The organism is Streptomyces sp. bgisy130 (assembly GCF_057708345.1).
In genome coordinates this window covers 457303-481143 of sequence record NZ_JBYISA010000001.1, presented here as the reverse complement: position 1 = coordinate 481143, position 23841 = coordinate 457303, and the positions used below count along the sequence as shown (strand labels likewise).

The window sequence follows — 23841 nt, the reverse complement described above, 5'->3', positions numbered from 1 at the left end:
ACGTCCGGGCGCCGAGGAGTCTTCCAACTGCCGCCCGCAGGGCGGGCGCTCCACGCCGTCCCCTCCTGGCGTCGGCGAGATCCACGCCCTGCGCCGGATCGGCTGCCCGGACGTGCCCGCCCGTCCGGCACCTCAGGACAGTGGCGTCCGACCGCACGCCCGGTCACCGGCTGCGATATGCGGCGGCGCCCTGCCGGTACCGCTCCTTGGCCTCGGCGTAGTCGGGGACGTCGGAGCGGTCGCGGTCCCCCGGCCCGAAGACGCGTGCCAGGGCCTCGGCGCCGTCACCGACCGCGGCAGCGCGCGCCATCATGGTCCGTTCATAGACGGTGACGGCCTCGTCGGGGGTGTCGTGGCGGGCCAGGGCCAGCGCGAGTTCGCAGCCGTCGAGCATGGCGAAGTTGGCGCCGTAGCCTCCCAGGGGAGCCATCAGGTGGGCGGCGTCTCCGAGCAGGGTGACGCCCGGGGTGTGGGGCCAGGTGTGCGGGGCCGAGACAGCTCGTCATGAGCACCCCGGCACTCCGCGACTACGGCCACCGCATGTGGATGCGGCACGAAACCGCCCTCGCGCAGGCCATCGCGGCCGACACCGGCGCCCGCGGGGACGACCCGGCCTGCGCCGCACTCGCGCACTTCGCCCTCGAAGCGCTCGCCCTCGCCCGCGGCCGGGACGACCCCCGCGCGGCCATCGACGCCGCCTTCGACCTGCTGGAACGCGGCTGGCAGCCACCCGCGCCGCGCGCCGCCCGGGCCTCGGAGCAGCGCCCCGGATGAGCGTCAGACGGCGCGCCCGGCAGGCTCCTGGCCGAGGAACGTCGCGAGGGTCCGGGTGAAGCGGCCGGGGTCGTCGAGCCAGGGGTAGTGGCCGGCGCCCGGCTGGACGACCAGTTCGGCCCGGGGCATCAACTGCGCGATGTCCGCGGCGATACGGGGAAGCGGGCCGCTGTCCAGTTCACCGGCGAGCAGCAGTACCGGCGCTTCCATGCCCGCGACGGCGGCACGGGCCTCGTCGGGGGCGAAGGCGTCACCGGACGCGTAGATCTCCGCGGCCTCGTCGTGTGCCTGTGCCACCTCGGACGCGGCATGCGCCTGCGCGGCCGCGTCCCAACGGCCGTAGAAGAAGGGGGCGATGGCGTCCCAGTCGGCGTCGGCCACGGAGCCGGCCCAGACCCGCTCATAGGCGTCGTACGCGGCTCGGAACCAGGGCTCGGCGCTGCGCAGGGCGGCCGCCTCCCGGCGGTGTGCCTCGGTGAAGTCGACACCGAGGGCGCGGGCGCGCGCGGTGATCAGGGTGAGGGTACGGACACGCTGCGGGTGGCGGGCCGCGTAGAGGAGCGCGAGATCGCCGGCCGCCGAGTGGGCGAGGAGGTCGACCCGGTCCAGTCCGAGGTGCAGACGGAGGGCTTCGACATCGGCGACCTGCCGGTCGCAGCGGTAGGTGGCCGGGTCGGCGGGGCGTCCGGAGTCGCCGGTACCGCGCAGATCGAGCTTGATCAGCTTTCGGTGCTCGGACAGTCCGCCGAGATCACCGAGGTAGCCGGAGGCCCGCATGGGTCCACCGGGCAGACAGAGCAGCGGCTCGCCCTCGCCCACGACGTGATAGGCGAGTTGGGTTCCGTCCGGAGCGGCGAAGGCAGGCATGGCGTCATCCTCATCGCCATGTGCCGGGCAGGGCAAGCGGATTGCCTCCGGGGCGGGGGACGGCGAGCGGATTGCCACTGGCGCGGGGCGCGGCGAGCGGCTTGCCTCCGGCGCGGGCTCAACGATCCGCGGCGAGGCCCACGTCGGTGGGGGACACCGCCGACGGCCAGGCGGGCCAGCCATTTACGGGCGGCACCGCGATCGCCCGCCACCACGGATAGACGGCCGCCGGAGCGGCGGGCTCGAAGGGCTCGCCGGGTCTGGGGTGGGCCGTGTCGACCCCGGATCCACGGCCGGCCGCCAGTGTGCGTTCGGCAGGCTCCGCCCAGGGGTGCGGTGCGAGGTTGAACGTGCCCCAATGGATCGGCAGCAGCACCCCGCGCGGCTCGCCGCCCTGGAGGTCGAGGTGGGACCGGATGCCCTCTTCGGGGGTCATGTGGATGTCCGGCCAGAAGTCGCTGTACGCGCCGATCTGGATCATCGTGGCGTCGAACGGGCCGTGCGCCGCGCCGATCTCCGCGAAGCCGGAGAAGTAGCCGGTGTCGCCGCTGTGGAAGATCCGGTGCTCGGGGCCCGCGACCACCCAGGACGCCCACAGGGTGTGCTGCGGTCCGCGCAGCCCGCGGCCGCAGAAGTGCTGGGCGGGGGTGGCCGTGAGGGTCAGGCCGCCGACGCGGGTGGACTCGTGCCAGTCGAGTTCGGTGATCCGCTCCGCGGGCACTCCCCAGAATTCCAGGTCGGCGCCGACGCCGAGGGGCACGACGAAGGCCGCGCCGGTGCCGGCCAGGACCTGGACCGTCGTCATGTCGAGATGGTCGTAGTGGTCGTGCGAGATCACCACGGCATCGACCGGGTCCAGCTCGTCGAGGGCGAGCGGCACCGGGTGCAGCCGCTGGGGGCCGGCCCAGGTGAACGGCGAACAGCGCTCGCCCCAGACCGGGTCGAAGAGCACCCGCTGCCCGTCTATCTCGGCCAGCACGCTCGAATGGCCCATCCAGGTGAGCCGCAGCCCGGAATCCGGTGGCCGGCCCCAGTCCGCGGCGGTCGGACGGTACACCGGGATCCGGCCGACCGGGGCCCGGCGCAGCCGGCCCTCCCGGCTCAGCTGGGTACGCGCCATCGGCAGCGCGGAGCCGTGCAGCAGCTGCCTGGTCGGCACGGGATTGCGGAACTGGCCGTCCACGAACTGGGGCGACCTGCGCATCCTGGCCAGCCGCTCCCCGGTGGGTGCGATTCCGAAGCTCGCGGGCCGCAGCGCGGAAAGTCGAGTGCGGCGGGGTCGGGAACCGGTCACGGCACCTCCATGGTCAGGGCAGTCGCGAAGTGAACGGGCCGCATGAGCGGTGGGTTCCGGCACACCGCGCCACTCGGCACCGTCGTACGGTTTCCGCACCACGACACCCGGACTCAACACCATCACCCGCAGACGCAAACCGCGCGACCGGCCGTCGCATTCCTGGCGTGCGGTGTGACCTTTCCCGCCCCTGCGCGGGGTGTCTTTCGCCGCGGCCAGCGGGAGGCATCCATTGCGGTGACGAGGGTCGGGGGGGACGGGCCACGGGGGTCGGCGGAAGGGCGGGAGCGCGTGTGGTCGCCCGCCCACTCCCCCGCCCCCTCCTACGGCCCGGCCGGCGTCCGCCCCCCGCCTTCCCCGGACCCCGCGGCGGATCAGCCCCCTTCGATCACCGCAGGCGGCCCGGGCAGCCCGGGCCGACGGGGCAGGAAGACGGTGCGCAGGAAGATCTGCGGGGCGACGAGACGGGTGGGGGGCGCGGTGAGGCAGAAGACGTCCCGGAAGGCCGCGCCGACGACCGGGTCGATGGCGGCGCGGGCGAACAGCCGGCCGAGGTACCAGGTGGACAGCCGCTCCCCGACGCCCGCCCTGGCGTCGTCGGTACTCGCGTACGGGCGGTCCGCGCCGACCGCGGCGATCCAGGCGGGCTCCACGGCGCGGGCCACCGCCCGCTGCGCCTCCGCGGTGCTGCCGGGGCGCGGACCGCCGCCGTCCGCGAGCGTGCGGCGTACGGCCAGCGCGCCGAGGGCGGCGACCGACATGCCCTGCCCGTACACGGGGTTGAAGGTGCAGGCGGCGTCCCCCAGGACGAGGAGCCCTTCGGGCAGCGCACCGGGCCGTTCGAAGTGCCGGCGGCGGTTGCAGGTGTCGCGGAAGCCGTGCACCGGCGACAGCGGCTCGGCCCGGGCGAGCAGTTCATGCACGTACGGGTCGCCGACGGTGGCACTGAAGGCGGTGAACTCCGCCGCGTCCGTGGGCGGGTGGTGCCCGCGCACACCGGACAGCGTCAGCAGCCATTTGCCGTCCTCGACGGGCACGTACGCCGCGCCCCGCGGGCACTCGGGCCAGCCCGGGACATTGACGCCCGCATCCGGCGCCGTGGCCGGGTCCTTGGGCCGGTACATCCGGGTGGCGTAGGCGAGCCCCGCGTCGACGGTCTCCTCGTGCGGCGCGGGCCGGCCCAGCTCGGCGAACCACTGCGGGGTACGGGAGCCACGGCCCGAGGCGTCCACGACGAGCCCGGTCGGCAGCTCCCGCCCGGACCGCGGCGCACCGTCCCGGGACCGCACCCGGACCCCGGTCACCCGGCTCGCGTCCCCGGTCAGCCCGGTGGCCTCGGTCGCCTCAAGGACCTCGACCCGGGTGGCCGAGCCGGCCGCCGCCCGCAGCACCCGCTCCCGTACGACCGAGTCCAGCACCGGCCGGGTGACGCTCAGGGCACGATGCCGGCGTTCGTCGAAGCGGCGCTGCCAGCCGGTGGCGGTACGGGTGAGCAGATCGCGTGACAGATACAGGCTGCGGGCGCCCGCTTCGCCGAGCGCGGCGATGGTGCCGGGCAGCAGCTCCTCCAGCGCGAGGATGCCGCCGCTGAGGAGGATGTGCAGATGGCGGGCCTGCGGAACGCCCTTACGGAAGCCGCGGCCCTCCGGATAGCGGTCCCGCTCGACGACCGTGACCGTCTCGACCTGTCCGAGCAGTGCGGTGACGGCCAGCATCCCGGCGAGCCCGCCGCCGATCACGATCGCGGTGCGCCCGCCATTGGAGTGCTCTGTCACCGTTTTTCCTCGCTCCCCCTTGGCCACTGATCACCGGCCCGGCTCCTTGTGCGTCCCGTCCTCCCTCGTGTCACCGGATTCCCTGACATCCCGTCATGGGACGAGCCTGCGTCTAGACTCCCGGCAGCGGATGCACCTCGTCCGCAAACGGTCTCACCAGCAAGGGATTCGTCTCACCAGCAAGGGATTCAGGGACGCTTGTGACATTCCAGCAGGTTTCTGAGCCGTATGACGCCTATGACGTCCTCGTCGTCGGCGGGTCGGGCGTGGACACCGTCGTGTCGGTCGGCGCGCTGCCGGTGCCACTCGCCGATTCGTACGCGGTCCCGCCGCTGTACGAAGGGGCGGGGCACACCGGTACCGGCGTCGCGCTCGGCTGCGCGGCGCTCGGGCTCACCACCGGGTTCGTGGACTTCATCGGCGACGACCATCCGGGCACTCTGGTCCGCGAGCGGCTGGCCGGCAGCGGTGTCGACTTCCGGCCGCTGATCTCTCCGCACGGCACCCGGCGTGCGGTCAACCTCGTCGCCCCCGACGGCCGCCGGATGTCGTTCTACGACGCCCGTGACCCGGCCGAGCTGCGGATGCCGCCGGAGCACTATCTGCCGCCGCTGCGCCGCGCCCGCCACGTCCATCTGTCGATCATGAACTTCGCCCGCTTCCTGTACGACGACATCGAGTCGCTGGGCCTCCCCGTCTCCACGGATCTCCAGGACTGGGACGGACTGACGGACCATCACCGGGAGTTCGCGCTCCGCTCCGACCTGGTGTTCCTCAGTACGGCGGGGGCGGGTGAACGGATCGCGGCCGTGATGCGGGAGATCCTGCACGAGGGGCGCGCCGAGGCGGTGATCGCCACGGCCGGTGCGGGCGGCGCCTACCTCCTCAGCGCCGACGACCGCACCCCCCGCCCGGTGCCGGCCGCGGTCCCGCCCGGCCCCGTCGTGGACAGCAATGGCGCGGGCGACGCCTTCACCAGCGGATTCCTCTACGGCCGGCTGGCGGGCCGGAGCCTTGCGGAGTGTGCGCGCCTGGGCGCCGTCGCGGGGGCGTATGCCTGTACCTCGCGCGGCACCCACACCGCACTCGTCGGGCCGGAGGAGCTGCACACGGCCCTCCGTGCCAAGGCGACGGCCCCGGTCACGGCGCCGCCGGGCGGTGACGGGCACCGGATCCCGGGCCCACCGGATGCCCAGGTCTCGCCCACGAGGGCGTAGCCCGGGCGACGGAGCGCGGACCGGCCGGGCGCCCCGGCCGGTCAGCTCTTGCGGCCCACTCCGCCGTAGAAAATGGTGTCGTTGAGCTCCTTCGCGCCGGGCACCGGGCCGTCCGGCCGCCACAGCGGCACCCGTACGACACCCGGCTCCAGCAGGGCGAACGGTCCGAAGAGCGGCTCGACCTCGGCCTTCGACCGCAGATTGAGGGTGGCGGTGGCGCTCTTGTAGACGTTCACCACGCCGTCGCGCGCCCGCTCATCGGTGCGGCCCGCCGCATAGTCCTCATAGGGCTCACCGGTCGCATGGGTCAGGACGAGATGGCTGCCCGCGGGGAGCGCCTCGGCGAGGGTGGCGATGAGCGCGGCGGGGTCCTCGTCGTCCCGGATGAAGTGCAGTACGGCCACCAGCAGCAGCGCCACCGGCCGGTCGAAGTCGATCAGCTCCCGGACGGTGGGGTGGTCGAGCAGCGCCTTGGGGTCACGGACATCGCCGAGCACGAAGCCGGTGCCTTCGGTGTTGGTCAGCCGGGCCCCGGCGTGGGTGGCGACGATCGGGTCGTTGTCGACGTACACCACGCGGGTGTCGGGAGCGGTCTCGCGGGCCACCTCATGGGTGTTGGGCGAGGTGGGGATGCCGGTGCCGATGTCGATGAGCTGGCGGATGCCGCCGGCGACCAGCTCGCGCACCGCCCGCCGCAGGAACGCGCGGTTGGCGCGGGCGCTGAGCCGGACCTGGGGGTGGACCTCGATGACCCGCTCCGCGGCCACCCGGTCGACCTCGTAGTTGTCCCAGCCGCCGAGGTAGTAGTCGTACATCCGGGCGGGGTGCGGGCGGCTGGTGTCGATCTCCGCGGCCGAGAAGCCCGAGTGCTCCGGCCCCTGGACGTACGGTCCCATCTCCGGGAGCTCGCCGTCCGGCTCCCCCTGGGATATGCCCGGCTCGCTCATGCCGTCCTCCGTTCGGTGCGCCGGCCCGGCGCCGCCGCGACAAGGAAGTCGGCGTGGCCGGCCTTCGCCCCCTCGATGAAGCTCACCATTTCGTGGTGGGTGTAGATGAGGGCCGGGCCGTCCGGGTCGGTCGACTGCCGCAGCGCTATCCGGCCGTCCCCCAGCCGCATGGCCTCGACGCACTCGCCCCCGTTTCCGCCGCTCCACGGCTTGTGCCAGCCCTCGGTGCCCAGTTCGTTGGCGGGCATGCCGTTGTAGATGCGTATGCGATCCATGGTTCAGATCTCCTTGCGAAAGCCACCCAGAATGGCCTTGGTGGTGTGTGCCGGCGCGGCCTGCGCACACATCCGGTCCAGGGCCTCCAGGAACTGCGAGACGTCGTTGCGCTGGTCGAAGTACACGGCTCCGACGAGGCTTTCCGCGTACGCGATGTCCGGGAGTTCCGGGATCGGGAAGCGGAAGATGTGGAACGGGCCGTACATGGCGGGGTGCGGGCCCGCGGCGAAGGGCATGATCTGGAGCCGGACGTTCGGCAGCGCGGTGGCTTCCATGAGCCGGGTGACCTGGTCGCGCATCACCTTCGGCCCGCCGATCGGGCGCCGCAGCACGGTCTCGTCCATGACCACCCACAGCATCGGGGCGTGGTCACGGGTCAGCAGGGACTGGCGCTCCATGCGCAGCGCGACGATACGGTCGATATCCATCGCGGAGGCATGCGGCATCCCGGCCTTCAGGACGGCGGCGGCATAGTCCTCGGTCTGCAACAGCCCGGGGACGTAGTGCGGTTGGTAGGCCCGGATGAGGTTGGCTTCGCTCTCCAGGCTGACGAACGCGCTGAACCACTCGGGCAGGACATCGCGGAACCGGTGCCACCAGCCGGGCTTGTTGGCCTCGCGGGCGAGGGTGACAAAGCCCTCGATCTCCTTCTCGTCGGTGACGCCGTAGGTCGCCAGCAGCTTCTCGACGTAGGGGAGCTTGAGTCCGACCTCGGCCTTTTCCATCCGCCGTATGGTGGCGTGGGTCACATCGAGGGCCGCGGCGGCCTGCTCGAAGGAGAGGCCCGCTTTCTCACGCAGGTCCTGTAGCCGCTTGCCGAGCACCACCCGCAGGACGGTGGGTGCCCCTGCCGACCGTGGGTCCGCCACGTTCGATCGCCTCCAACTGACTTCAACGGTCAGCAGTGTGTCATGCCGTCAGCATCAACGAACAGACTGCACTTCCGATTCTGCAAATTACAGACTGATCCTTGCCATTGGTGACCGACATCGCACATAGTTACGGCGTGGCTTCCTCCAACAACGCTCCTTCGTTAGGGCGCTGTGGCGGCTTTGTCGCCCAGTACCCGCAGGACGCGTTCCACTTGCCGGCGCGACGCACGTCCGTTCCCGAGGCGCGCAGACGCGTCAGTGCGCTGCTGTGCGAGTGGGGCGCGGATCAACAAGTCCGCGACGACGTGGAGTTGGTGGTTTCCGAGCTGTTCACCAACGCGGTCCGGCACACCGACAGCGAGAAGGTCGGCTGCGAGCTCGCGCTCTTCGGCGCGCACATACGCATAGAGATAACGGACCAGGGCGGCCCCGAGGACTCGGCGCCGCACATCCAGCCCGGCAGCGTGGACCAGGAGTGCGGACGAGGACTGTTCCTCGTCGGCGCACTGTCCGAGAGCTGGGGATCGCGGCCCACCGACAGCGGTCAGGGCCGGGTCGTCTGGGCCGACCTGCCGTATTCCTCCCTCACCCACTGAGGCCCCGCTCCGCATCCACGGAACCGGGGCCTCAGTCATGCCAAGGGCCCTTCCCGGCCCGCGGCCGCCCTACAGCGGCAGCAGATCGGGCCGCTTGGGCTCGACATGATCACCGGAGGACTCCCCGCGCAGCCGGCGTCCGATCCACGGCACGAGATGCTCCCGCGCCCAGTGAATGTTGTCCCGCCGCGCGTCGGCGGCCGAGCGCTCCGCCTCCGGGGGCCAGGGCTGGTCCGGATCGGCCGGCACCCGCAGCCCGAGCACCTGCGCCGCCCGCAGCGCCACCCGGGTGTGCCCATCGGCGGACAGATGCAGCCGGTCATCGCTCCACGCCCGCCGGTCCTGCACCGACTTGAGCGACCACAGGTCCAGGACGGGGCAGTCGTGCCGGTCCGCGATGGCCCGGACATGCGCCGTATACGTCGCGATCTTGCCGCGCAGATGCTTGAGGACGGGGATTCCGCGAGTGTCGAAACCGGTGCAGAGCAGGACCGCGCCGACCTCCTCCCGCAGATCGGCGACCGCCGCCTCATAGCGCTCGGCGACCGCGTCCGGGTCCGAGCCCGGCCGCAGGATGTCATTGCCGCCGGCGCAGAACGTCACCAGTGCGGGGGCGAGGGCTTTCGCCCGTGGCACCTGCTCCTCCACGATCTGGTCCAGGAGCCGGCCCCTGACCGCGAGATTCGCATAGCGGAAATCCCCCTCCGCCTGTTGGTCCGAGAGCAGGACCGCGAGCCGGTCCGCCCAACCGATGTACGCCCCGTCAGGGCCGGGATCCCCGACCCCCTCTGTGAAGCTGTCCCCGACGGCTGCGTACGACCCGATGGCGCCCAGGGCGCCGTTGCTGAAGTACTTCGAATCGTCTGCCACGTCAGGACATACTTCACCTCAAGAAGTGACTTACGCCACCGTAACCAGGGGTTGACGAGGGGTGATTAATGCCACCAGGTCAAATTCTGCTCAAGTTGGAATAATGATCGATCGCACCCTGCTCCCCGGGTGCTCCATGGCGCGTCAGAACGTCACCGCAATGACCTGATTGCCTATTGCATCAATGTCGTATCGTCGGAGGTGCCCCGCCTCGTCGACGAGCAGCGTCGGCGGCCGAACCCGAGGAGCGCGCCCGTGACGCAGCAGACGCCGCAGGTCCCACAGGCCCAGCCCGAGCTCACGGAGGTCCGCAACTTCCGCGATGTGGGCGGACTGCCGACCGTGGACGGGCGTCACGTACGGGAGGGCAGGCTGTTCCGCAGTGGCCACCTCGCCCATGCGACCGAGACCGACGCCGCTTTTCTGGCCGGTCTCGGGCTGCACACCATCTTCGATTTCCGCAATTCCTCGGACATCAAGCTGGAAGGCCCCGATGTCGCGCTGCCCGGCGTGCGCAATGTGAACATTCCGCTCACCGATCCGGCCGACGGCGCGGAATTCTGGGCGATGGTGCGCGACGGTGAACTGGAGCAGCTGCGCTCCACACTCGGCGACGGCAAGGCGGCGGCCCGTATGGCCGAGACCTACCGCCACATCATCACCACCCGCACCGAAGACCACAGCAAGGTGCTGCATGCGCTCGCCGAGGACAGTGTTCCGGCGCTGATGCACTGCGCGGCCGGCAAGGACCGGGCGGGGCTGTCCGTCGCGGTGACCCTGCTCGCGGTCGGGGTGGAGCGGGACGCGATCGAGGCGGACTACCTCAAGTCCAACGACCCCCACCGCCGCTACAAGATCCGCCGCTCCGACAACTCCGCGGTCGGGATGTCGCAGGAGGTCATGGAGCTGCTCTCGCCGCTGTTCGGCGCGCACACCGACTACCTCACGGCCGCCTACGACGCGATCCACCGGACCTGGGGCTCGACGGAGAAGTACCTCACCGATGGCCTGAAGCTGACGCCCGCCGTCCGCGAGCGGCTGCAGGACCGGCTGCTGACGGACTGACGGGGCGGCGCCCGCTCACGGCGTGGCCACCCACCCCGCGACCAGCACCAGACCCGAGGCCCGGTGCACCGCGAGGAAGCCGAACGGCCGGTCGTAGCGGGCCGAGATCCGCTGGGCCCGGTACGGCGGAGGCGGTGGCACGGACCCCGCGGCGGCCGGCATGACGGTGACCGCGGCCGCCCGGAAGCCCAGCGGACCGAAGGTCGCGGTCGCCGACTGCCGGGCGGCCGACACCGCGAGCGGCTGGTCGCTGATGCCGGGGAAGTGTCCGCGCGAGGTGTCGGTGGCGGAGGTGAGCCCGAAGAGGTCCGCCTGCTCCAGCAGATCGTGGTCGGCGCCGACGGTGAACGCGGTGGTGGTGAGGCGGAGGCTCGGAACGCCGTCGTAGCTCGGGACCAGGGTCACCCCCAGTCCCGGGCCGGCGCCGTCGGTCAGCGCCGTCCCGGACACCGTCGGACAGCCGCCGCCCAGCGCCGCGACACCGTGGTGCAGCACCTCACCGCCCGGCAGCTTGGGCCCGCCGAGCAGCAGATGGACATCGAGTCCGTTGTCGCCCGCGACCCGTACGTCCGTCAGCGGACCGGCCGGTGTGCCGTGCACCCGCACCTGCTCCACCTCCGGCCCGGAACGGCTCAGCGCCCGCAACTCCCGCCCCGCCCACGGCCCTTCGGACGGCCGGACCGGGAACTCGTCGAACGGCTCGGTCCAGGTCGTGCGCACCAGCAGCGCACTGGCCAGCAGGAACAGGGTGTCCCGGGCGAGCCGGGCCGGCATCCGCTCGATCAGGCCATCGGTGTGCCGCCGCGCCCAGGCGTCCAGCGCGCCCTGGTCCGCGGCGAGGTCGCCGGTGAGCTCCCCGTGCCCGGTGGGCGGCAGGCTGCCCAGCCACTCCGGGTGCAGGGTCAGCGTGCGGCGGGCCCACAGGCCCACCGCGGCATCGACGCCGTCCGCCGCCGTCAGTGCGGCGAGCAGCTCCCGGCCTTCGCGTACGGCGTGCTCCGCATCGGTGCCGAGGGCTTCGGCCAGCTCCTTGCGGGCGGGGCCGGTGGCCGGTCCGGCGAGCAGGGCCAGCAGCGGCCAGACGCCGGCCGCAGTCAGGACGGCGTCCCGCTCCCCCACTGCCGCGCGCGCCCAGCGCGCCGTCATGTCGTTGACGGCCCGTGCCGTCGCCTCGGCCACCATGTGCGGTCCCCCAGCAGCGTGGTCAGCGGTTGGCGACCGCCTGTTTGACCAGCGTCCGCCCGAAGTCCCACATCAGGCCGCCGCCCCCGTGGGCGTCGTCCATGACGGCCGTGAACGCCTCGACGAAACGGTCCACTTCCCGCTCTCCGATGACCAGCGGCGGAATCAGCTTAATGACCTCCAGACGGTCACCGGAGACCTGGGTCAAAATGCGGTGCCGCTGGAGCAGCGGCACCACGACCATCTGCGCGAACAGCCCCTTGCGGGCCGTCTGGAGCATCGTCCAGCGGCTCCGCAGACCGAGGGACTTGGGGCGGCCGAACTCGATGCCGATCATCAGGCCGCGGCCCCGCACCTCGTGCAGCAGCTCATAGCGGGGGATCAGCTTCGCCAGCCGGGAGCGCAGCAGTTCGCCGGTGCGCCGGGCGCCGGCCACCAGCTGCTCGTCCTCCAGCACCGTGAGCACCGCCAGACCGGCGGCCATCGCCTGGGCATTGGCTCCGAAGCTGGCGGAGTGCACCAGCACCCGGTCCATGGACGAGTAGACCTTCTTGAAGATCCAGTCCTTGCCGAGCGTCGCCCCGACCGGCACATATCCGCCGGACAGCGCCTTGGCCACACACACCAGATCCGGCTCGACACCGTCCTCGTGCTGGTAGGCGAAGAAGTCACCGGTGCGGCCCAGGCCGGTCTGCACCTCATCGGCGATCAGCAGGGCCTTGTGCCGGTGCAGCAGTTCCTGGGCGGCGCGCAGGAATCCCGGCGGGGTCGGGTGGACGCCCTTGCCCTGGATGGGCTCGATCACGAATGCCGCCACGTCGCCGCGTTTCAACTCCCGTTCCAGCGCGGCCAGATCACCCAGTTCGATGGCGGTGTCCGGCAGCAGCGGGGCGAAGCCGTCCCGGAAGCCGTCCTCGCCGTTGACGGAGAGCGAGCCGGTGGTCAGGCCGTGGAAGGCATGGGTGCAGTAGAGGACGCGGGGGCGGCCGGTGGCGTAGCGGGCGAACTTCAGCGCGGTCTCGACGGCCTCGGTGCCGCTGTTGCCGAAGAAGACCCGGTCGAGATGGGGCGCGTGGGTCAGCAGCTTCTCGGCGAGCAGGCCGGGCAGCGGCTGGCAGTCGAAGCGGGTGAGATCGGCCAGTTGGGCGTCCAGGACGTCGTGCAGCGCCTGCCGGACGACGGGGTGGTGCCGGCCGAGGCCCATCACCCCGAAGCCCGCGAGCATGTCCAGGTAGTCCTGGCCGTCGGCGTCCCAGAAGTAGGCGCCCTCGGCCCGCTCGTAGACCTTGTCGAAGCCGATGGTGTGCAGCATCCGCGGCAGTTGGTGGTTGAGATGGCGGGTGTGCAGGTCGTAGCGCTCGTCGCCGCGCTCGGCGAGCAGCTTGGTCAGGTCGAATCCGGTCACGACTGCTTCTCCTCACGGGTCCGGCCCGGCCCGGCTCACCCGTCGTGCGGCGGATGAGCCGGGCCGGACCGGTGGGCCGGGGAGCCGTGGCGAGGGGCTCCCCTTGCTCGACGGGTCAGCTGCGGTTTCCCGCGACGGCGTCCCTGGCCGCCCGGAGGGACTCCTTCAGCGAGCCCATGGTGGCGAGGACGGCGGTCGGCTCGTAGCCGCAGTGCGCCATGCAGTTGGCGCAGCGCGGGTCCTTGCCGCGGCCGTACTTGTCCCAGTCGGTCTCGTCGATGAGCTCCCGGTACGTCGGGACGTAGCCGTCGCTCATCAGGTAGCAGGGGCGCTGCCAGCCGAACAGCGAGTAGTTGGGGATCGCCCAGGCCGTGCACGGGAAGTCCGCCTTGCCCTCCAGGAAGTCCAGGAAGAGCGGACTGTGGTTGAGCCGCCAGCGGCGCCGGTTGCCGCCGGCGAAGGCCTTCTTGAACAGCTCCCGGGTCTGGTCGACGCCGAGGAAGTGCTCCTGGTCGGGGGCCTTCTCGTAGGCGTAGGCGGGCGACAGCATCATTTCGTCGACCTGGAGGTCGTCATTGAGGAAATTCAGGACCTCGATGATGGTCTGCGGGGTGTCGGTGTTGAAGAAGGTGGAGTTGGTGGTGACCCGGAAGCCGTGCTGCTTGGCCTCCTTGATCGCTGCCACCGCCTCGTCGAAAACACCTTCCTTGGCGACGGATTCATCGTGGCGTTCCCGCATGCCGTCGATGTGCACCGCGAACGCGAAATACGGCGAGGGGGTGAACTTCTCCAGCTTCTTGCGCAACAGCATCGCGTTGGTGCACAGGAACACGTATTTCCGCTTCGCCACCAACTGCCGTACGATCTCGTCGATCTGCGGGTGCATCAAGGGCTCACCACCGGCGATGGAGACCATCGGAGCGCCCGATTCCAGCACCGCCCCGACCGCCTGCGCCACCGGCATCCGCTGCTTGAGCACCCCCGCCGGATGCTGGATCTTTCCGCAGCCCTCGCATTTGAGATTGCAGGCGAAGAGCGGTTCCAGCTCGACAATGAGCGGGAACTTCTCCCGCCGCCGGATCACCTTCTGTTCAAAGAGATAGGTACCGACCCGGATGGACTGACGGAGCGGCATGGCCATCTGGCTCACCTCCAGGGGAGCAGCAAAGAACGGTGCCATTCGTGGAAAACGGGAAGTACGGAGCGCAGCACTCGGAAGGCCGATATTCCACCGCGCACGGTGCCGATGCGTACGAGTTCATGTTCTGGAGCGTCCACGACCACCCGGACGGCCGCAACCGGACGGCGGCCGGCGGCCCGGGCGGCACGGAGGGTCGCGGCGGATTCCATGTCCACCGCGACCGCGCCGGCGGCATGCAGCTCGGCCCGCTCCGCGCCCCGTACGACATGGTCGGAGCCGCACAGCAGCCCGCTGTGCACGGTCAGACCGCGCTCCCGCAGGGCCCGGAACAGCGGGCCGTTGTCATGGCAGGGCGTCTCCGGCGCGGCGGCGTGGTGCCCGCGGGTGGCCTCGGCGACGACCACGTCCCCGGGGCGCATCCCGGGGGCGAGGCCGGCGCAGAAGCCGCTGGCGACCACGGGGGAACGTTCGGTGACCGACCCCGTACGCAGCGCTTCGGTGAGGGCGCGTTCGGCCGCCTGGGGGCCCATGCCGGTGCGGAGCGTGATCACCCGCGGGCCGGCTTCCCCCGCCGCTCCCCCGCGACCCCCGCGGCGCAGCGCGAACCGCTCGATGCCGAGGGCACAGGCGATCAGCAGCGGCGGTTCCGCGTCCGCCGGGGGCCGGCCCGTCATCAGGACTCCACCGGCGCGCCGGCCGGTCCCCCGCCGAGGTAGCGGCCCAGGGCCGTCAGCGGGAAGACCTGGCGGTACAGGTGATAGTTGATGGAGAAGTCCCAGGGGAAGCCCGTGCCGGTGAAGTACGGCTCGTCCCAGGACCCGTCCGCACGCTGCGTCGCGGTCAGCCAGTCCACCCCGCGCCGTACCGTCTCGCTGTCCCGCTCCCCGGCCGCGAGCAGCGCCATCAGCGCCCAGGCGGTCTGCGAGGCGGTCGAGGCACCGCGCCCCGCCCACCGCTCCCTGTCCTGGTAGGAGCGCTGGTCCTCGCCCCAGCCGCCGTCGTCGTTCTGTACCCGCTCCAGCCAGCGCACGGCCCGGCGGACCGCGGGGTGCGAGGCGGGGAGGCCGGCGGCGGCCAGCGCGGGAAGCACCGATCCGGTGCCGTAGAGGTAGTTGGTGCCCCAGCGGCCGAACCACGAGCCGTCGGGCTCCTGCTCGGCCAGCAGCCAGGCGATGCCGCGGCGGGTGCGCGGGTCGTGGGTACGGCCGACGTCGGCGAGCATCTCGACGACATGGGCGGTGACATCGGCCGACGGCGGGTCGATGACCTCCCCGAAGTCACAGAACGGCAGCCGGTTGGGGAACGGGCTGGTGTTGTCGACGTCGAAGGCGGCCCAGGCCCCGTTCCTGGACTGCATACCGAGGTTCCAGCGCACCGCGCGCCGGACCGCGGCCTCGACCCGCGGCGGATCGGGGTGCCGGACCCGGCGCAGCGCGAGCACCACCTCCGCGGTGTCGTCGACGTCCGGGTAGTTGTCGTTCTCGAACTCGAAACCCCAGCCCCCGGACGGGAGTTGGGGCCGTTTGACGCTCCAGTCACCGGGCCGGTCGATCTGCTCGGCGAGCATCCACTCGGCGGCCTTGACCAGCTGCGGGTGGTCGGCGGGCACTCCGGCGTCGGCCAGCGCGATGGTGGCCAGACAGGTGTCCCAGACCGGGGACTGGCAGGCCTCGATCATGCGGGTGGGACCCCCACCCGTGCCGTCGGGCCCTGGGGGACCGTCCTCGCGCCATACGGCGAACCGGTCGAGGGAGTCCAGACCGGCGCGCAGCACGGGGTGGTCGAGGTCGTAGCCGCAGAGGTGCAGGGCGATGACGGAGTAGACGGCGGGGGGCTGGATGCCGCCCCAGCAGCCGTCGTTCTCCTGCCGCTCGATGATCCAGCGGGCGGCGGAGCGCATCGCGGCCCGGCGCAGACCGGGCAGGGCGACCTTGTGGTAGACGTGCAGCGCCTTGTCGAGGCGCTGGAACACCCCGTCCCAGCTGGTGGCGGGGGCGAGCGGCCGCGGCGGGTTGGGACGGCGAGGATCGGTGTGCAGCTCGTCGAGGGCGAACGGCGCCGGGCGGACCGGGCGCTTGGCCGAGACGATGGTCAGCGGCACGATGGTCTGGCGCGCCCAGCACCCGAAGTCATAGATGTTGAGCGGGAACCACTTGGGGAAGTAGAGGAGTTCCGGGGGGAGTTCGGGCAGGTCGTCCCACTTCCACCAGCCGAAGAGCGCCAGCCAGATGCGGGTGAAGACCCGGGCCGCGGCGATCCCGCCCTCCGCGCGGATCCAGGCGGCGGCCCGTGCCATGTGCGGTGCGTCCGGGGCGTCCCCGGCGAGCCGCAGGGCGACATAGGCCTCGATGGTGGTGGAGAGTTCACCGGGCCCGCCGTAGAAGGTGGCCCAGGTGCCGTCCGCGCCCTGCTCCCCACGGATGTGGCGGGCGGCGGCTTCGGTGAGCTTCGGGTCCTGAATTCCGAGGAACTGACGGAGCAGCAGATCTTCCGCGTCCATCGTGACGTTGGTCTCGAGGACGCCCTTCCACCATCCGGCGGGGTCCTGGACGGACAGCAGATAGTCGGTGGCGCGTGCGGTCGCGCGCCGGGCGGCGTCCACCGTGTCCTGCCGTACGGCGGTGCGCGCGGGCGCTTGTGTGGCGGTCTTCTCAGCGGTGGTATCGCTGGCCGAGGGGGCCCGGGGCGGCAGTGCCCCGGTGCTTCCGTCGGTCGTCGCTGTCATGGCTTCCCCTTCGGCAGTGAACTGTGAAAAGCGTGCTCAGGGATTCCGTCGGCCGGCGCCCGTCCCCCACTGCCCTAAAGGCGTGGGAGGTGCCCCCAGCACCGGCCGGCGACTGCGAACTATTCGGTGTCGATACTGCTCATCTCTGTCGTACGACGACGAAGTCCGCGAGCGCGACGAGCTGGGCGCGGACCTGCTCCGGCATGGCGATCTCGTCCAGTGCGGCGATGGCGGTGGCGTGCTGGCGGCGGGCCTCCTGGGAGGTCCACTCGCGGCCGCCGGCCTCCTCGATGAGGGCCGCGCGGGAGGCGAACTCTTCCTCGGTGAAGTCGGCAATCTCGGTCTCGCTCTTCTTCGCGTCGGCCGCCAGGATCTGGGCGAGACGCTCGGAGGCCGGGCCACCGGCCGCCAGCGCGGCGACGACCGGCAGCGACTTCTTGCGCTGACGCAGATCGCTCCAGGTCTTCTTGCCGGTGGCGTCCGGGTCGCCCCAGATACCGAGCAGGTCGTCGACGGCCTGGAAGGCGAGGCCGAGGTGGTAGCCGTACTTCTCCAGGGTGTCGGCGGTGCGGTCGTCGGCGCCGCCCAGGACCGCGCCGATGGAGACGGCACAGGCCAGCAGCGCGCCGGTCTTGTTGCCCTCCATCTCCAGGCACTCCTCGACGGTGACCCGCTCGCGGTGCTCGTAGGAGATGTCCTGGGCCTGACCGTCGATCAGCTTACGGGTGGCCAGGGTGAGCCGGCGGGTGGCGCGGCCGGCGTCGACCGTGCCGAGCTCCAGCAGTATTTCGTTGGCGAGCGCGAACAGCGCGTCACCGACGAGGATGGCCTGCGCGGGGCCGTGCACCTTCCAGACCGTGTCGCGGTGCCGGCGCTGCTCGTCGCCGTCCATGAGGTCGTCGTGCAGCAGCGAGAAGTTGTGCACCAGCTCGACGGCGACCGCCCCGGGGACACCGACCTCGGGGGCCGCCCCGGCGGCCTCGGCCGACAGCAGCGCGAGCGCGGGCCGCACCGCCTTGCCGCTGTCACCCGCGGTGGGGTGGCCCTCCGCGTCGATCCAGCCGAAGTGGTAGGCGGCGACGGTGTCCATGGGAGGAGCGAGCCGGTCCACGGCCGCACGCAGCACGGGGGTGGCGAGTGTCCGACCGCGCTCCAGCAGCGCGGTGACGCTCTCGGTGTCGATAGCTGGGGAAGCCGGGTTCACGGTTTCTCCTCTGTTTCCTACGCTCGTGCTCGTGCGAGCGCTCGTACTCGTAGTCATGCCGCCTCCTGAGGCAACTGGCCCTGGGGGAAGCCGAGTTCGTTGAGTGCCTCGCGAGCGGCGGCAGTGCCGCTGCGAACAGCGCTTTCCATGGTCGCGGGCCACCCGGTGGCGGTCCACGCACCGGCCAGGAACAGGCCGGGAGCTTGAGTGCGGGCGGCGGGGCGGAGCCTGCCGACGCCCGGGGCGGGCGCGAAGGTCGCGGTGCGCTCGCGGGTGACGAAGAAGTCGCGGATCCTGGCGCCCCGGGCGGCGGGCAGCAGCCGCTCCAGCTCGGGCAGATAGCGGGCGCGGAGCTTGGCGACCGGCTGGTCGATCTCCTCCTGCGCGGCGGACTGCGAGACCGCCAGATACTGGCAGCGCTCGTTCCCGGCGATCCGCGTCAGCCCCGAGGCGTCGGTGCGGTCGAAGACCCACTGGACCGGCGAGCCGACCGCCGCGAAGAAGGGGCGGCGCAGCACCTTGCGGTCGTAGACGACATGGAGGTTGAGGATCGGGGCGGTGCCGATGTCCAGCAGCCGGTCCTTGCCGTCCAGCGCCCCGTCGGGCAGCAGGCCGTGCGCCTCGCGCTGGGGTACGGCGAGGACGACGGTGTCCGCGGTGAGCTGCTCGGTGCCGTGCGGGCCGTTCTCCACCGACACCTGCCAGCCGCCGTCCCGCCGCGCGAGCGCCCCGGCGCGGGTGCGCAGGGCGATGCGGACCCCGGCCTTCTCCAAGGCCGTACGGGCGAGGGTGTCGTGGACGTCGCCGAGCGGGACGCGGGACCAGCCGATGTCGGCGGCGCCGGGGGCGGACAGCAGCCCGGTCTTGAAGACCTTGGCGGCCAGGCCCAGCGAGGCGTCTCCGGCCCGGGCGTTGAGGGTCGCGATGCCGACCAGGTCCCACAGCGCCTCGATCGCCCGGGCCGACTGGCCGTACCGGCGCAGCCAGCTGCCGAAGTCCAGACCGTCCAGCGCGGGGTCGGCCGGGTCGAGGCCCTTGAGCGCGAGGGTGGCCCGCACGACCCCGGCCCGCTCGGCGGGGGACAGATGCGGGTAGCCGGCGAGGCTCTGGGCGAGGTGCAGCGGGACGGGCAGCGCGGTGCGGCGCAGCCGGCCGAGCCGCATCCGGTCGGCGTCCAGGACCGGGACGTCCATCCGCTCCTGGAGGGGCACCAGATGCGCGGCGCCGGTCCGCTCCAGCAGCCGGCCGTAGGCGGTGCAGCAGCGCAGATAGACATGCTGGCCGTTGTCGACGGACAGTGCGCCGGCGGCGGAGTCGCGGCGGAAGGAGAAGACCAGTCCGCCGAGGCGGGGCCGGCCCTCGACCAGGGTGACCCGCAGCCCGGCGTCGGCCAGCGCGAGCGCCGCCGTCGTGCCGGCCAGACCGCCCCCGATGACCACCGCAGCCGCCCCTTCGGGACGGCCGGGCGGCAGCTCACGGTGCCGGTCGGTTCGGGTCGCTCCCGATGTCATGTGATCTCCCCCTGTACTGCTGTCTCGGACGCAGCCGGACCGGGGAGGGTTGCCCGCCGCGCTGACGCGGGGTCACCGCTGTCGTTCGCCGACCGGCACCTCATCCGCGCCTCCGGACGGCCTGCCGCCGGCCGATCGCCCGCGCGTCGAGCCCGGACAGCCCGCGCACCGCGACGAACGCCTTCTCCCGGCCGGGCAGCGAGACCCGGCCGCGCAGCACCGCCTCGGGGTCGGCGGCGATCCGCGTCAGCAGACGGTGGTAGATACCGGCCATCGCGGCCACACAGGCGCCGCTGCGCCGGTCGAGCATCGGCAGCAGCTGGAAGCCCTCGGCGAACAGCGCACGGGCCCGCTTCACCTCGTAGTGCACCAGACCGGTGAAGTCGGAGCCGGGCGGCGGCACGGAACGCTCGAAGCCGGCCGCGCAGCCGAACTTGGCGAGGTCCTCGGCGGGCAGGTAGGTGCGCCCGTTGCCGGCGTCCTCGCGAACGTCCCTGAGAATGTTGGTCAGTTGGAGGGCCAGGCCGAGGGTGTCGGCGTACTCGGCGGCACGCTCGGCGTCCGGCGCGCCCGGGACCGTGCCGAACACGCCCAGCGAGAGCCGGCCGATGGCGCCGGCGACGCAGCGGCAGTAGAGCTTCAGCTCGTCCCAGGTCTCATAGGTCGCGCCGCGCACATCCATCAGCACGCCGTCGATCAGCTCGTCGAGCCCCTCCAGCGGCAGCGGGAAGCGGCGGGCGGCGTCGGACAGCGCGACGGCCACCGGATCGGTGTCGTCCTCGTCGATCCGGCCGTCCTTGATACGGGCCAGCAGCGCCCGGGTGTCCTCCAGGCGCAGCTGCTTGGCGGCGGGCTCCAGGGTGCCGTCGCCGATGTCGTCGATCCGGCGGGAGAAGGCGTAGAGCGCCGACATGGCCTGCCGCTTGTCGGTCGGCAGCAGCCGGATGCCATAGGCGAAGTTGCGTGCCTGCTGCCCGGTGATGGCCTCGCAGTAGCGGTACGCAGCGAGCACCGGCGCGGACGCGTGTGCAGATGCCTCCACGGTCCGACTCACCCCTCTTCTTTTCGCAATGTCGCCCGTACCTCGCGCAGCAGGCTGAGCTTGGTCGGCTTGGGCGGTCCAGGGAGTACGTCGTGATCGGCGGCCGCGACCGCCTGGAGTGCAGCGCGTCCGCCGGCCACGAATCCGGCCAGCAGCAGCTTGAGTCTGCCGTGGACGCTACCCACCAGCGGGGTGCCTTCACGCAGCAGGTCACGGGCGCGTTCCGCCTCGTAGGCGATCAGCGCGCGCACCGATGCGCCCCCGCTCGGCGCGGCCAGATCCGCCTCGCTGACACCAAAGCGTTTCATGTCCTCGGCGGGCAGGTAGATACGGTCGCGCCCGAGGTCCTCGGCCACGTCCTGGACGTGTTCGACGATCTGGAGGGCGGTGCAGACCGCGTCCGAGCGGCGGATGCGTTCGGGGCTCGCGGTGCCGGTGATGCCGAGGACGAGGCGGCCGACGGGGTTGGCGGACAGCTCGCAGTAGGCGGCGAGGTCGTCATAGGTGCCGTAGCGGCTCACCCGCTGGTCCTGCCGGTTGGCCTCGATCAGCCGGAGGAACGGCTCGGGGGTCAGCGCGCAGCGGCGGACGGTCGGGCCGAGCCGGCGCAGCAGCGGATGCCGGGGGCCGGGGGCCCGGTCGCTGAAGACGCGGTGGAGATCGGCTTCGAGGGCGTCCAGCAGCGCGGGCCTGTCGTCGTGCTGTGCGCGCTCCAGCCCGAGGAGTACGGCGTCGCCGCCGCCGGGTGCGAGGTCGCCGTCGCCGATGTCGTCGACGAGCCGGGCGAAGCCGTAGACGGCCATCAGATCGGTCCGCCACGCGCGGGGCAGGAAGAACGGTGCGACCGGGAAATTCTCGTGTGCGGCCTGATCGAGCACGGTGCGCGTCTGCTCCCGCTCGTCACCCGCCGCCCCCCTTCGGAGGAAGGCGCGACGCGCCTGCTCGTTGTCTCGGCTCACCGGGGGCTGCCCGGCGCATTTCGGTGCCGGAGCGAACCAGTAGCCATTGCCGTCACGTCTCCCGTTCTACACCGCCAAGCTAAAACATCCTATTTCGGACACGCCGCAGCAGGCGACGCGCCTCGATCGAGCCCACATCGCCCGCTCGGGTGAGGATTGCCCGACATATACCACTTGTGCTGGTCGGTACCCGTACAGCTTACGTCGTACGTCTCACCCACGTCCGAGCGGGTCCCGAAGCGTGAGACGACGATCAATCCGGCGCCCCATACGTCCGAACTGCTCCCGGGACCGCCGGAGTTGAGCCGTCTGCACGCTGGAAGGCCCCCACGAGGCGGACTCGCGGAGGCCTTCGAGTGCGGAACGGGCTACTTGCCCGTCTCCTTTTCGTACGCCTTGATGACCTCGTCCGTCGGGCCGTCCATCAGCAGCTCACCGCGCTCCAGCCACAGCACGCGGTCGCAGGTGTCGCGGATCGACTTGTTGTTGTGGCTGACCAGGAAGACCGTGCCGGCCTCCTTGCGCAGCTCGCGGATGCGGGCCTCGGAGCGCTTCTGGAAGCTGCGGTCACCGGTGGCCAGCGCCTCGTCGATCATCAGCACATCGTGGTCCTTGGCCGCGGCGATGGAGAACCGCAGCCGGGCCGCCATACCGGACGAGTAGGTGCGCATCGGCAGCGAGATGAAGTCGCCCTTCTCGTTGATCCCGGAGAAGTCGACGATGCCCTCGTAGCGCTCACGGACCTGCTCACGCGTCATGCCCATCGCCAGCCCGCCGAGAAGGACGTTCTTCTCGCCGGTCAGGTCGTTCATCAGGGCCGCGTTGACGCCCAGCAGCGAGGGCTGGCCGTGCGTGTAGACCTTGCCGCGCTCCGCGGGCAGCAGCCCGGCCACCGCCTTGAGCAGCGTCGACTTGCCCGAGCCGTTGGAGCCGATCAGCCCGATCGACTCACCCCGGTAGGCGGTGAAGGAGACACCCTTGACCGCGTGCACCTCACGCACGCCCGAGGACGGCTTGCGGCGCACGATGCGGTTGAGGGCCGCGGTGGCACTGCCCTTGCCCGCGCCGGTGCCGTAGACGCGGTAGACGATGTGCAGATCGTCCGCGATCACCGTCGGAATCCGCTCCGCGGCCGCCTCGGTCGGCTGGACGCCGTTCTTCTGCTCAGCCACGTCCGTACCGCTCCTCAGCCTTCCAGAAATACACAAAGCCCACGACGCCCATCACCAGCGCCCAGCCCCCGGCGAATGCCCACACATGCGGCGGCAGCTGACTCGCGGTGAAGCTGTCGATCAGCGCGAACCGCATCAGGTCGATGTAGATCGCGGCTGGGTTGGCGTTGAGCAGCACCTCCACGAACGCGGGGACGTGCTTGCCCTTGAGGATCAGGTCGATGCTGAACATCACGCCGGAGGCATACATCCACGTCCGCATGATGAACGGCATCAGCTGCGCCAGGTCCGGGGTCTTGGAGCCCAGCCGCGCCATCACCATCGCCAGCCCGGTGTTGAACACGAACTGGAGCATCAGCGCCGGCACGACCAGCAGCCACGACCAGGTCGGCAACTGCCCGAAGCCGAGCAGAATGAGGACCAGCACACCCATGGAGAAGAACAGCTGCTGGAGCTGCATCAGGCAGAACGAGATCGGCAGACAGGCCCGCGGGAAGTGCAGCGCCCGCACCAGACCGAGGTTGCCGGAGATCGCCCGCGTACCGGCCATCACCGAGCTCTGCGTGAAGGTGAAGATGAAGACACCGGTCACCAGGAACGGGACGAAGTCGGGGACGCCCTTCCTCGTGCCGATCAGCAGGCCGAAGATCAAGTAGTACACGAGCGCGTTCAGCAGCGGCGTCGCCACCTGCCAGACCTGTCCCAGCTTGGCCTGGCTGTACTGCGCCGTCAGCTTGGCACTGGCGAAGGCGGAGATGAAATGCCGCCGGTCCCAGAGCTGCCGGACGTACTCCGGAAGACCGGGACGGGCCCCGCTCTGCGAGAGCCCGTACTTCTGGGCCCGCTGGGCAGCCGTGAGGCCCTCGTCGGAAGATGGCGGGGCACTCATGGCGACCGCACTGTCGTGCGTGGTCTCGCTCACAGTTGACACTTTCGTCCTCAAGGTG

Annotated in this window: 23 protein-coding genes; 4 read left to right on the top strand and 19 right to left on the bottom strand. The window is 71.5% G+C overall.

Going from position 1 to position 23841, the window contains the following annotated elements; genetic code table 11:
- Nucleotides 1-163 precede the first annotated feature (163 nt).
- The gene (locus AC3EUV_RS02265; protein WP_435602054.1) at nucleotides 164-454 is read right to left on the bottom strand and encodes an FAD-dependent oxidoreductase; all 291 of its coding nucleotides are present in this window, start codon (nucleotides 452-454) and stop codon (nucleotides 164-166) included.
- Nucleotides 455-504: 50 nt separating this feature from the next.
- On the opposite strand from AC3EUV_RS02265, the gene AC3EUV_RS02260 reads away from it, so the two are divergent.
- Nucleotides 505-774, top strand: coding sequence for a hypothetical protein (locus AC3EUV_RS02260; RefSeq protein ID WP_435601996.1), 270 nt, complete (start codon nucleotides 505-507; stop codon nucleotides 772-774).
- A 3-nt stretch (nucleotides 775-777) separates the two neighbouring features.
- On the opposite strand, the gene AC3EUV_RS02255 is transcribed toward AC3EUV_RS02260, so the two are convergent.
- The 3 genes from AC3EUV_RS02255 to AC3EUV_RS02245 form a co-directional block, all read right to left on the bottom strand.
- Nucleotides 778-1641, bottom strand: coding sequence for an alpha/beta fold hydrolase (locus AC3EUV_RS02255; protein ID WP_432140646.1), 864 nt, complete (start codon nucleotides 1639-1641; stop codon nucleotides 778-780).
- Nucleotides 1642-1759: 118 nt separating this feature from the next.
- Nucleotides 1760-2935, bottom strand: coding sequence for an MBL fold metallo-hydrolase (locus AC3EUV_RS02250; protein WP_435601995.1), 1176 nt, complete (start codon nucleotides 2933-2935; stop codon nucleotides 1760-1762).
- A 374-nt stretch (nucleotides 2936-3309) separates the two neighbouring features.
- Nucleotides 3310-4710: an NAD(P)/FAD-dependent oxidoreductase gene (locus AC3EUV_RS02245; RefSeq protein ID WP_435601994.1), complete on the bottom strand. Its 1401-nt coding sequence runs from the start codon at nucleotides 4708-4710 to the stop codon at nucleotides 3310-3312.
- Nucleotides 4711-4910: 200 nt separating this feature from the next.
- Here AC3EUV_RS02245 and AC3EUV_RS02240 point away from each other — a divergent pair, with 200 nt between their 5' ends.
- Entirely contained in the window at nucleotides 4911-5927 is a 1017-nt protein-coding gene (locus AC3EUV_RS02240; protein ID WP_432140643.1) for a carbohydrate kinase family protein, read from the top strand.
- Between the two features lie 41 nt (nucleotides 5928-5968).
- Here AC3EUV_RS02240 and AC3EUV_RS02235 read toward each other — a convergent pair whose 3' ends face one another.
- Genes AC3EUV_RS02235 through AC3EUV_RS02225 form a run of 3 tightly spaced genes read right to left on the bottom strand, consistent with a single transcriptional unit; the run spans nucleotide 5969 to nucleotide 8019 of the window.
- Nucleotides 5969-6874: an SAM-dependent methyltransferase gene (locus AC3EUV_RS02235; RefSeq protein ID WP_435601993.1), complete on the bottom strand. Its 906-nt coding sequence runs from the start codon at nucleotides 6872-6874 to the stop codon at nucleotides 5969-5971.
- Complete coding sequence (locus AC3EUV_RS02230) at nucleotides 6871-7149, bottom strand: DUF397 domain-containing protein (protein WP_432140641.1); 279 nt, start codon at nucleotides 7147-7149, stop codon at nucleotides 6871-6873. Before AC3EUV_RS02230 ends, AC3EUV_RS02235 begins: the two co-directional genes overlap by 4 nt.
- Before the next feature lie 3 nt (nucleotides 7150-7152).
- The gene (locus tag AC3EUV_RS02225; protein WP_435601992.1) at nucleotides 7153-8019 is read right to left on the bottom strand and encodes a helix-turn-helix domain-containing protein; all 867 of its coding nucleotides are present in this window, start codon (nucleotides 8017-8019) and stop codon (nucleotides 7153-7155) included.
- A 137-nt stretch (nucleotides 8020-8156) separates the two neighbouring features.
- On the opposite strand from AC3EUV_RS02225, the gene AC3EUV_RS02220 reads away from it, so the two are divergent.
- Nucleotides 8157-8618, top strand: coding sequence for an ATP-binding protein (locus tag AC3EUV_RS02220; RefSeq protein ID WP_432140639.1), 462 nt, complete (start codon nucleotides 8157-8159; stop codon nucleotides 8616-8618).
- Between the two features lie 69 nt (nucleotides 8619-8687).
- Here AC3EUV_RS02220 and AC3EUV_RS02215 read toward each other — a convergent pair whose 3' ends face one another.
- On the bottom strand, nucleotides 8688-9488 hold the full coding sequence (locus tag AC3EUV_RS02215; RefSeq protein ID WP_085922538.1) for an SGNH/GDSL hydrolase family protein: 801 nt from the start codon (nucleotides 9486-9488) through the stop codon (nucleotides 8688-8690).
- 255 nt (nucleotides 9489-9743) lie between these two features.
- On the opposite strand from AC3EUV_RS02215, the gene AC3EUV_RS02210 reads away from it, so the two are divergent.
- Entirely contained in the window at nucleotides 9744-10553 is an 810-nt protein-coding gene (locus tag AC3EUV_RS02210; RefSeq protein ID WP_435601991.1) for a tyrosine-protein phosphatase, read from the top strand.
- 15 nt (nucleotides 10554-10568) lie between these two features.
- On the opposite strand, the gene AC3EUV_RS02205 is transcribed toward AC3EUV_RS02210, so the two are convergent.
- The 11 genes from AC3EUV_RS02205 to AC3EUV_RS02155 all read right to left on the bottom strand — a co-directional run bounded on the left by AC3EUV_RS02205 (nucleotide 10569) and on the right by AC3EUV_RS02155 (nucleotide 23816).
- Nucleotides 10569-11735 (bottom strand): serpin family protein, encoded by a 1167-nt coding sequence (locus AC3EUV_RS02205; protein ID WP_435601989.1) that lies wholly within the window; start codon nucleotides 11733-11735, stop codon nucleotides 10569-10571.
- 22 nt (nucleotides 11736-11757) lie between these two features.
- Nucleotides 11758-13140 carry an aspartate aminotransferase family protein gene (locus tag AC3EUV_RS02200; protein ID WP_435601988.1) on the bottom strand — a complete coding sequence of 461 codons (1383 nt, stop codon included), beginning with the start codon at nucleotides 13138-13140 and terminating at the stop codon, nucleotides 11758-11760.
- A 115-nt stretch (nucleotides 13141-13255) separates the two neighbouring features.
- Nucleotides 13256-14281, bottom strand: a complete 1026-nt coding sequence (hpnH, locus tag AC3EUV_RS02195; RefSeq protein ID WP_432140635.1) for an adenosyl-hopene transferase HpnH — start codon at nucleotides 14279-14281, stop codon at nucleotides 13256-13258.
- 5 nt (nucleotides 14282-14286) lie between these two features.
- Nucleotides 14287-14955: a phosphorylase family protein gene (locus AC3EUV_RS02190; RefSeq protein WP_435601987.1), complete on the bottom strand. Its 669-nt coding sequence runs from the start codon at nucleotides 14953-14955 to the stop codon at nucleotides 14287-14289.
- Nucleotides 14955-17006, bottom strand: a complete 2052-nt coding sequence (gene shc, locus AC3EUV_RS02185) for a squalene--hopene cyclase (protein ID WP_435601986.1) — start codon at nucleotides 17004-17006, stop codon at nucleotides 14955-14957. The genes AC3EUV_RS02190 and shc overlap by 1 nt, the downstream gene beginning before the upstream one ends.
- Before the next feature lie 139 nt (nucleotides 17007-17145).
- Complete coding sequence (locus AC3EUV_RS02180; RefSeq protein ID WP_432140632.1) at nucleotides 17146-18210, bottom strand: polyprenyl synthetase family protein; 1065 nt, start codon at nucleotides 18208-18210, stop codon at nucleotides 17146-17148.
- Between the two features lie 53 nt (nucleotides 18211-18263).
- Nucleotides 18264-19721, bottom strand: a complete 1458-nt coding sequence (gene hpnE, locus AC3EUV_RS02175) for a hydroxysqualene dehydroxylase HpnE (protein ID WP_435601985.1) — start codon at nucleotides 19719-19721, stop codon at nucleotides 18264-18266.
- Between the two features lie 100 nt (nucleotides 19722-19821).
- Entirely contained in the window at nucleotides 19822-20775 is a 954-nt protein-coding gene (gene hpnD, locus AC3EUV_RS02170) for a presqualene diphosphate synthase HpnD (protein ID WP_435601984.1), read from the bottom strand.
- Nucleotides 20772-21641: a squalene synthase HpnC gene (gene hpnC, locus AC3EUV_RS02165; protein WP_435602053.1), complete on the bottom strand. Its 870-nt coding sequence runs from the start codon at nucleotides 21639-21641 to the stop codon at nucleotides 20772-20774. Before hpnC ends, hpnD begins: the two co-directional genes overlap by 4 nt.
- A gap of 449 nt (nucleotides 21642-22090) precedes the next feature.
- Entirely contained in the window at nucleotides 22091-22894 is an 804-nt protein-coding gene (locus tag AC3EUV_RS02160) for an ABC transporter ATP-binding protein (RefSeq protein ID WP_432140629.1), read from the bottom strand.
- The gene (locus AC3EUV_RS02155) at nucleotides 22887-23816 is read right to left on the bottom strand and encodes an ABC transporter permease (RefSeq protein WP_432140628.1); all 930 of its coding nucleotides are present in this window, start codon (nucleotides 23814-23816) and stop codon (nucleotides 22887-22889) included. The genes AC3EUV_RS02160 and AC3EUV_RS02155 overlap by 8 nt, the downstream gene beginning before the upstream one ends.
- Between the last annotated feature and the right edge of the window lie 25 nt (nucleotides 23817-23841).

Excerpts from the sequence above, each read along its gene's own strand:
- AC3EUV_RS02260 (WP_435601996.1), top strand. The coding sequence starts at position 505 with ATGAGCACCCCGGCACTCCGCGACTACGGCCACCGCATGTGGATGCGG.
- AC3EUV_RS02255 (WP_432140646.1), bottom strand. The coding sequence starts at position 1,641 with ATGCCTGCCTTCGCCGCTCCGGACGGAACCCAACTCGCCTATCACGTC.
- AC3EUV_RS02235 (WP_435601993.1), bottom strand. The coding sequence starts at position 6,874 with ATGAGCGAGCCGGGCATATCCCAGGGGGAGCCGGACGGCGAGCTCCCG.
- AC3EUV_RS02230 (WP_432140641.1), bottom strand. The coding sequence starts at position 7,149 with ATGGATCGCATACGCATCTACAACGGCATGCCCGCCAACGAACTGGGC.
- AC3EUV_RS02205 (WP_435601989.1), bottom strand. The coding sequence starts at position 11,735 with ATGGTGGCCGAGGCGACGGCACGGGCCGTCAACGACATGACGGCGCGC.
- hpnH (WP_432140635.1), bottom strand. The coding sequence starts at position 14,281 with ATGGCCATGCCGCTCCGTCAGTCCATCCGGGTCGGTACCTATCTCTTT.
- AC3EUV_RS02190 (WP_435601987.1), bottom strand. The coding sequence starts at position 14,955 with ATGACGGGCCGGCCCCCGGCGGACGCGGAACCGCCGCTGCTGATCGCC.
- shc (WP_435601986.1), bottom strand. The coding sequence starts at position 17,006 with ATGACAGCGACGACCGACGGAAGCACCGGGGCACTGCCGCCCCGGGCC.
- hpnE (WP_435601985.1), bottom strand. The coding sequence starts at position 19,721 with ATGACATCGGGAGCGACCCGAACCGACCGGCACCGTGAGCTGCCGCCC.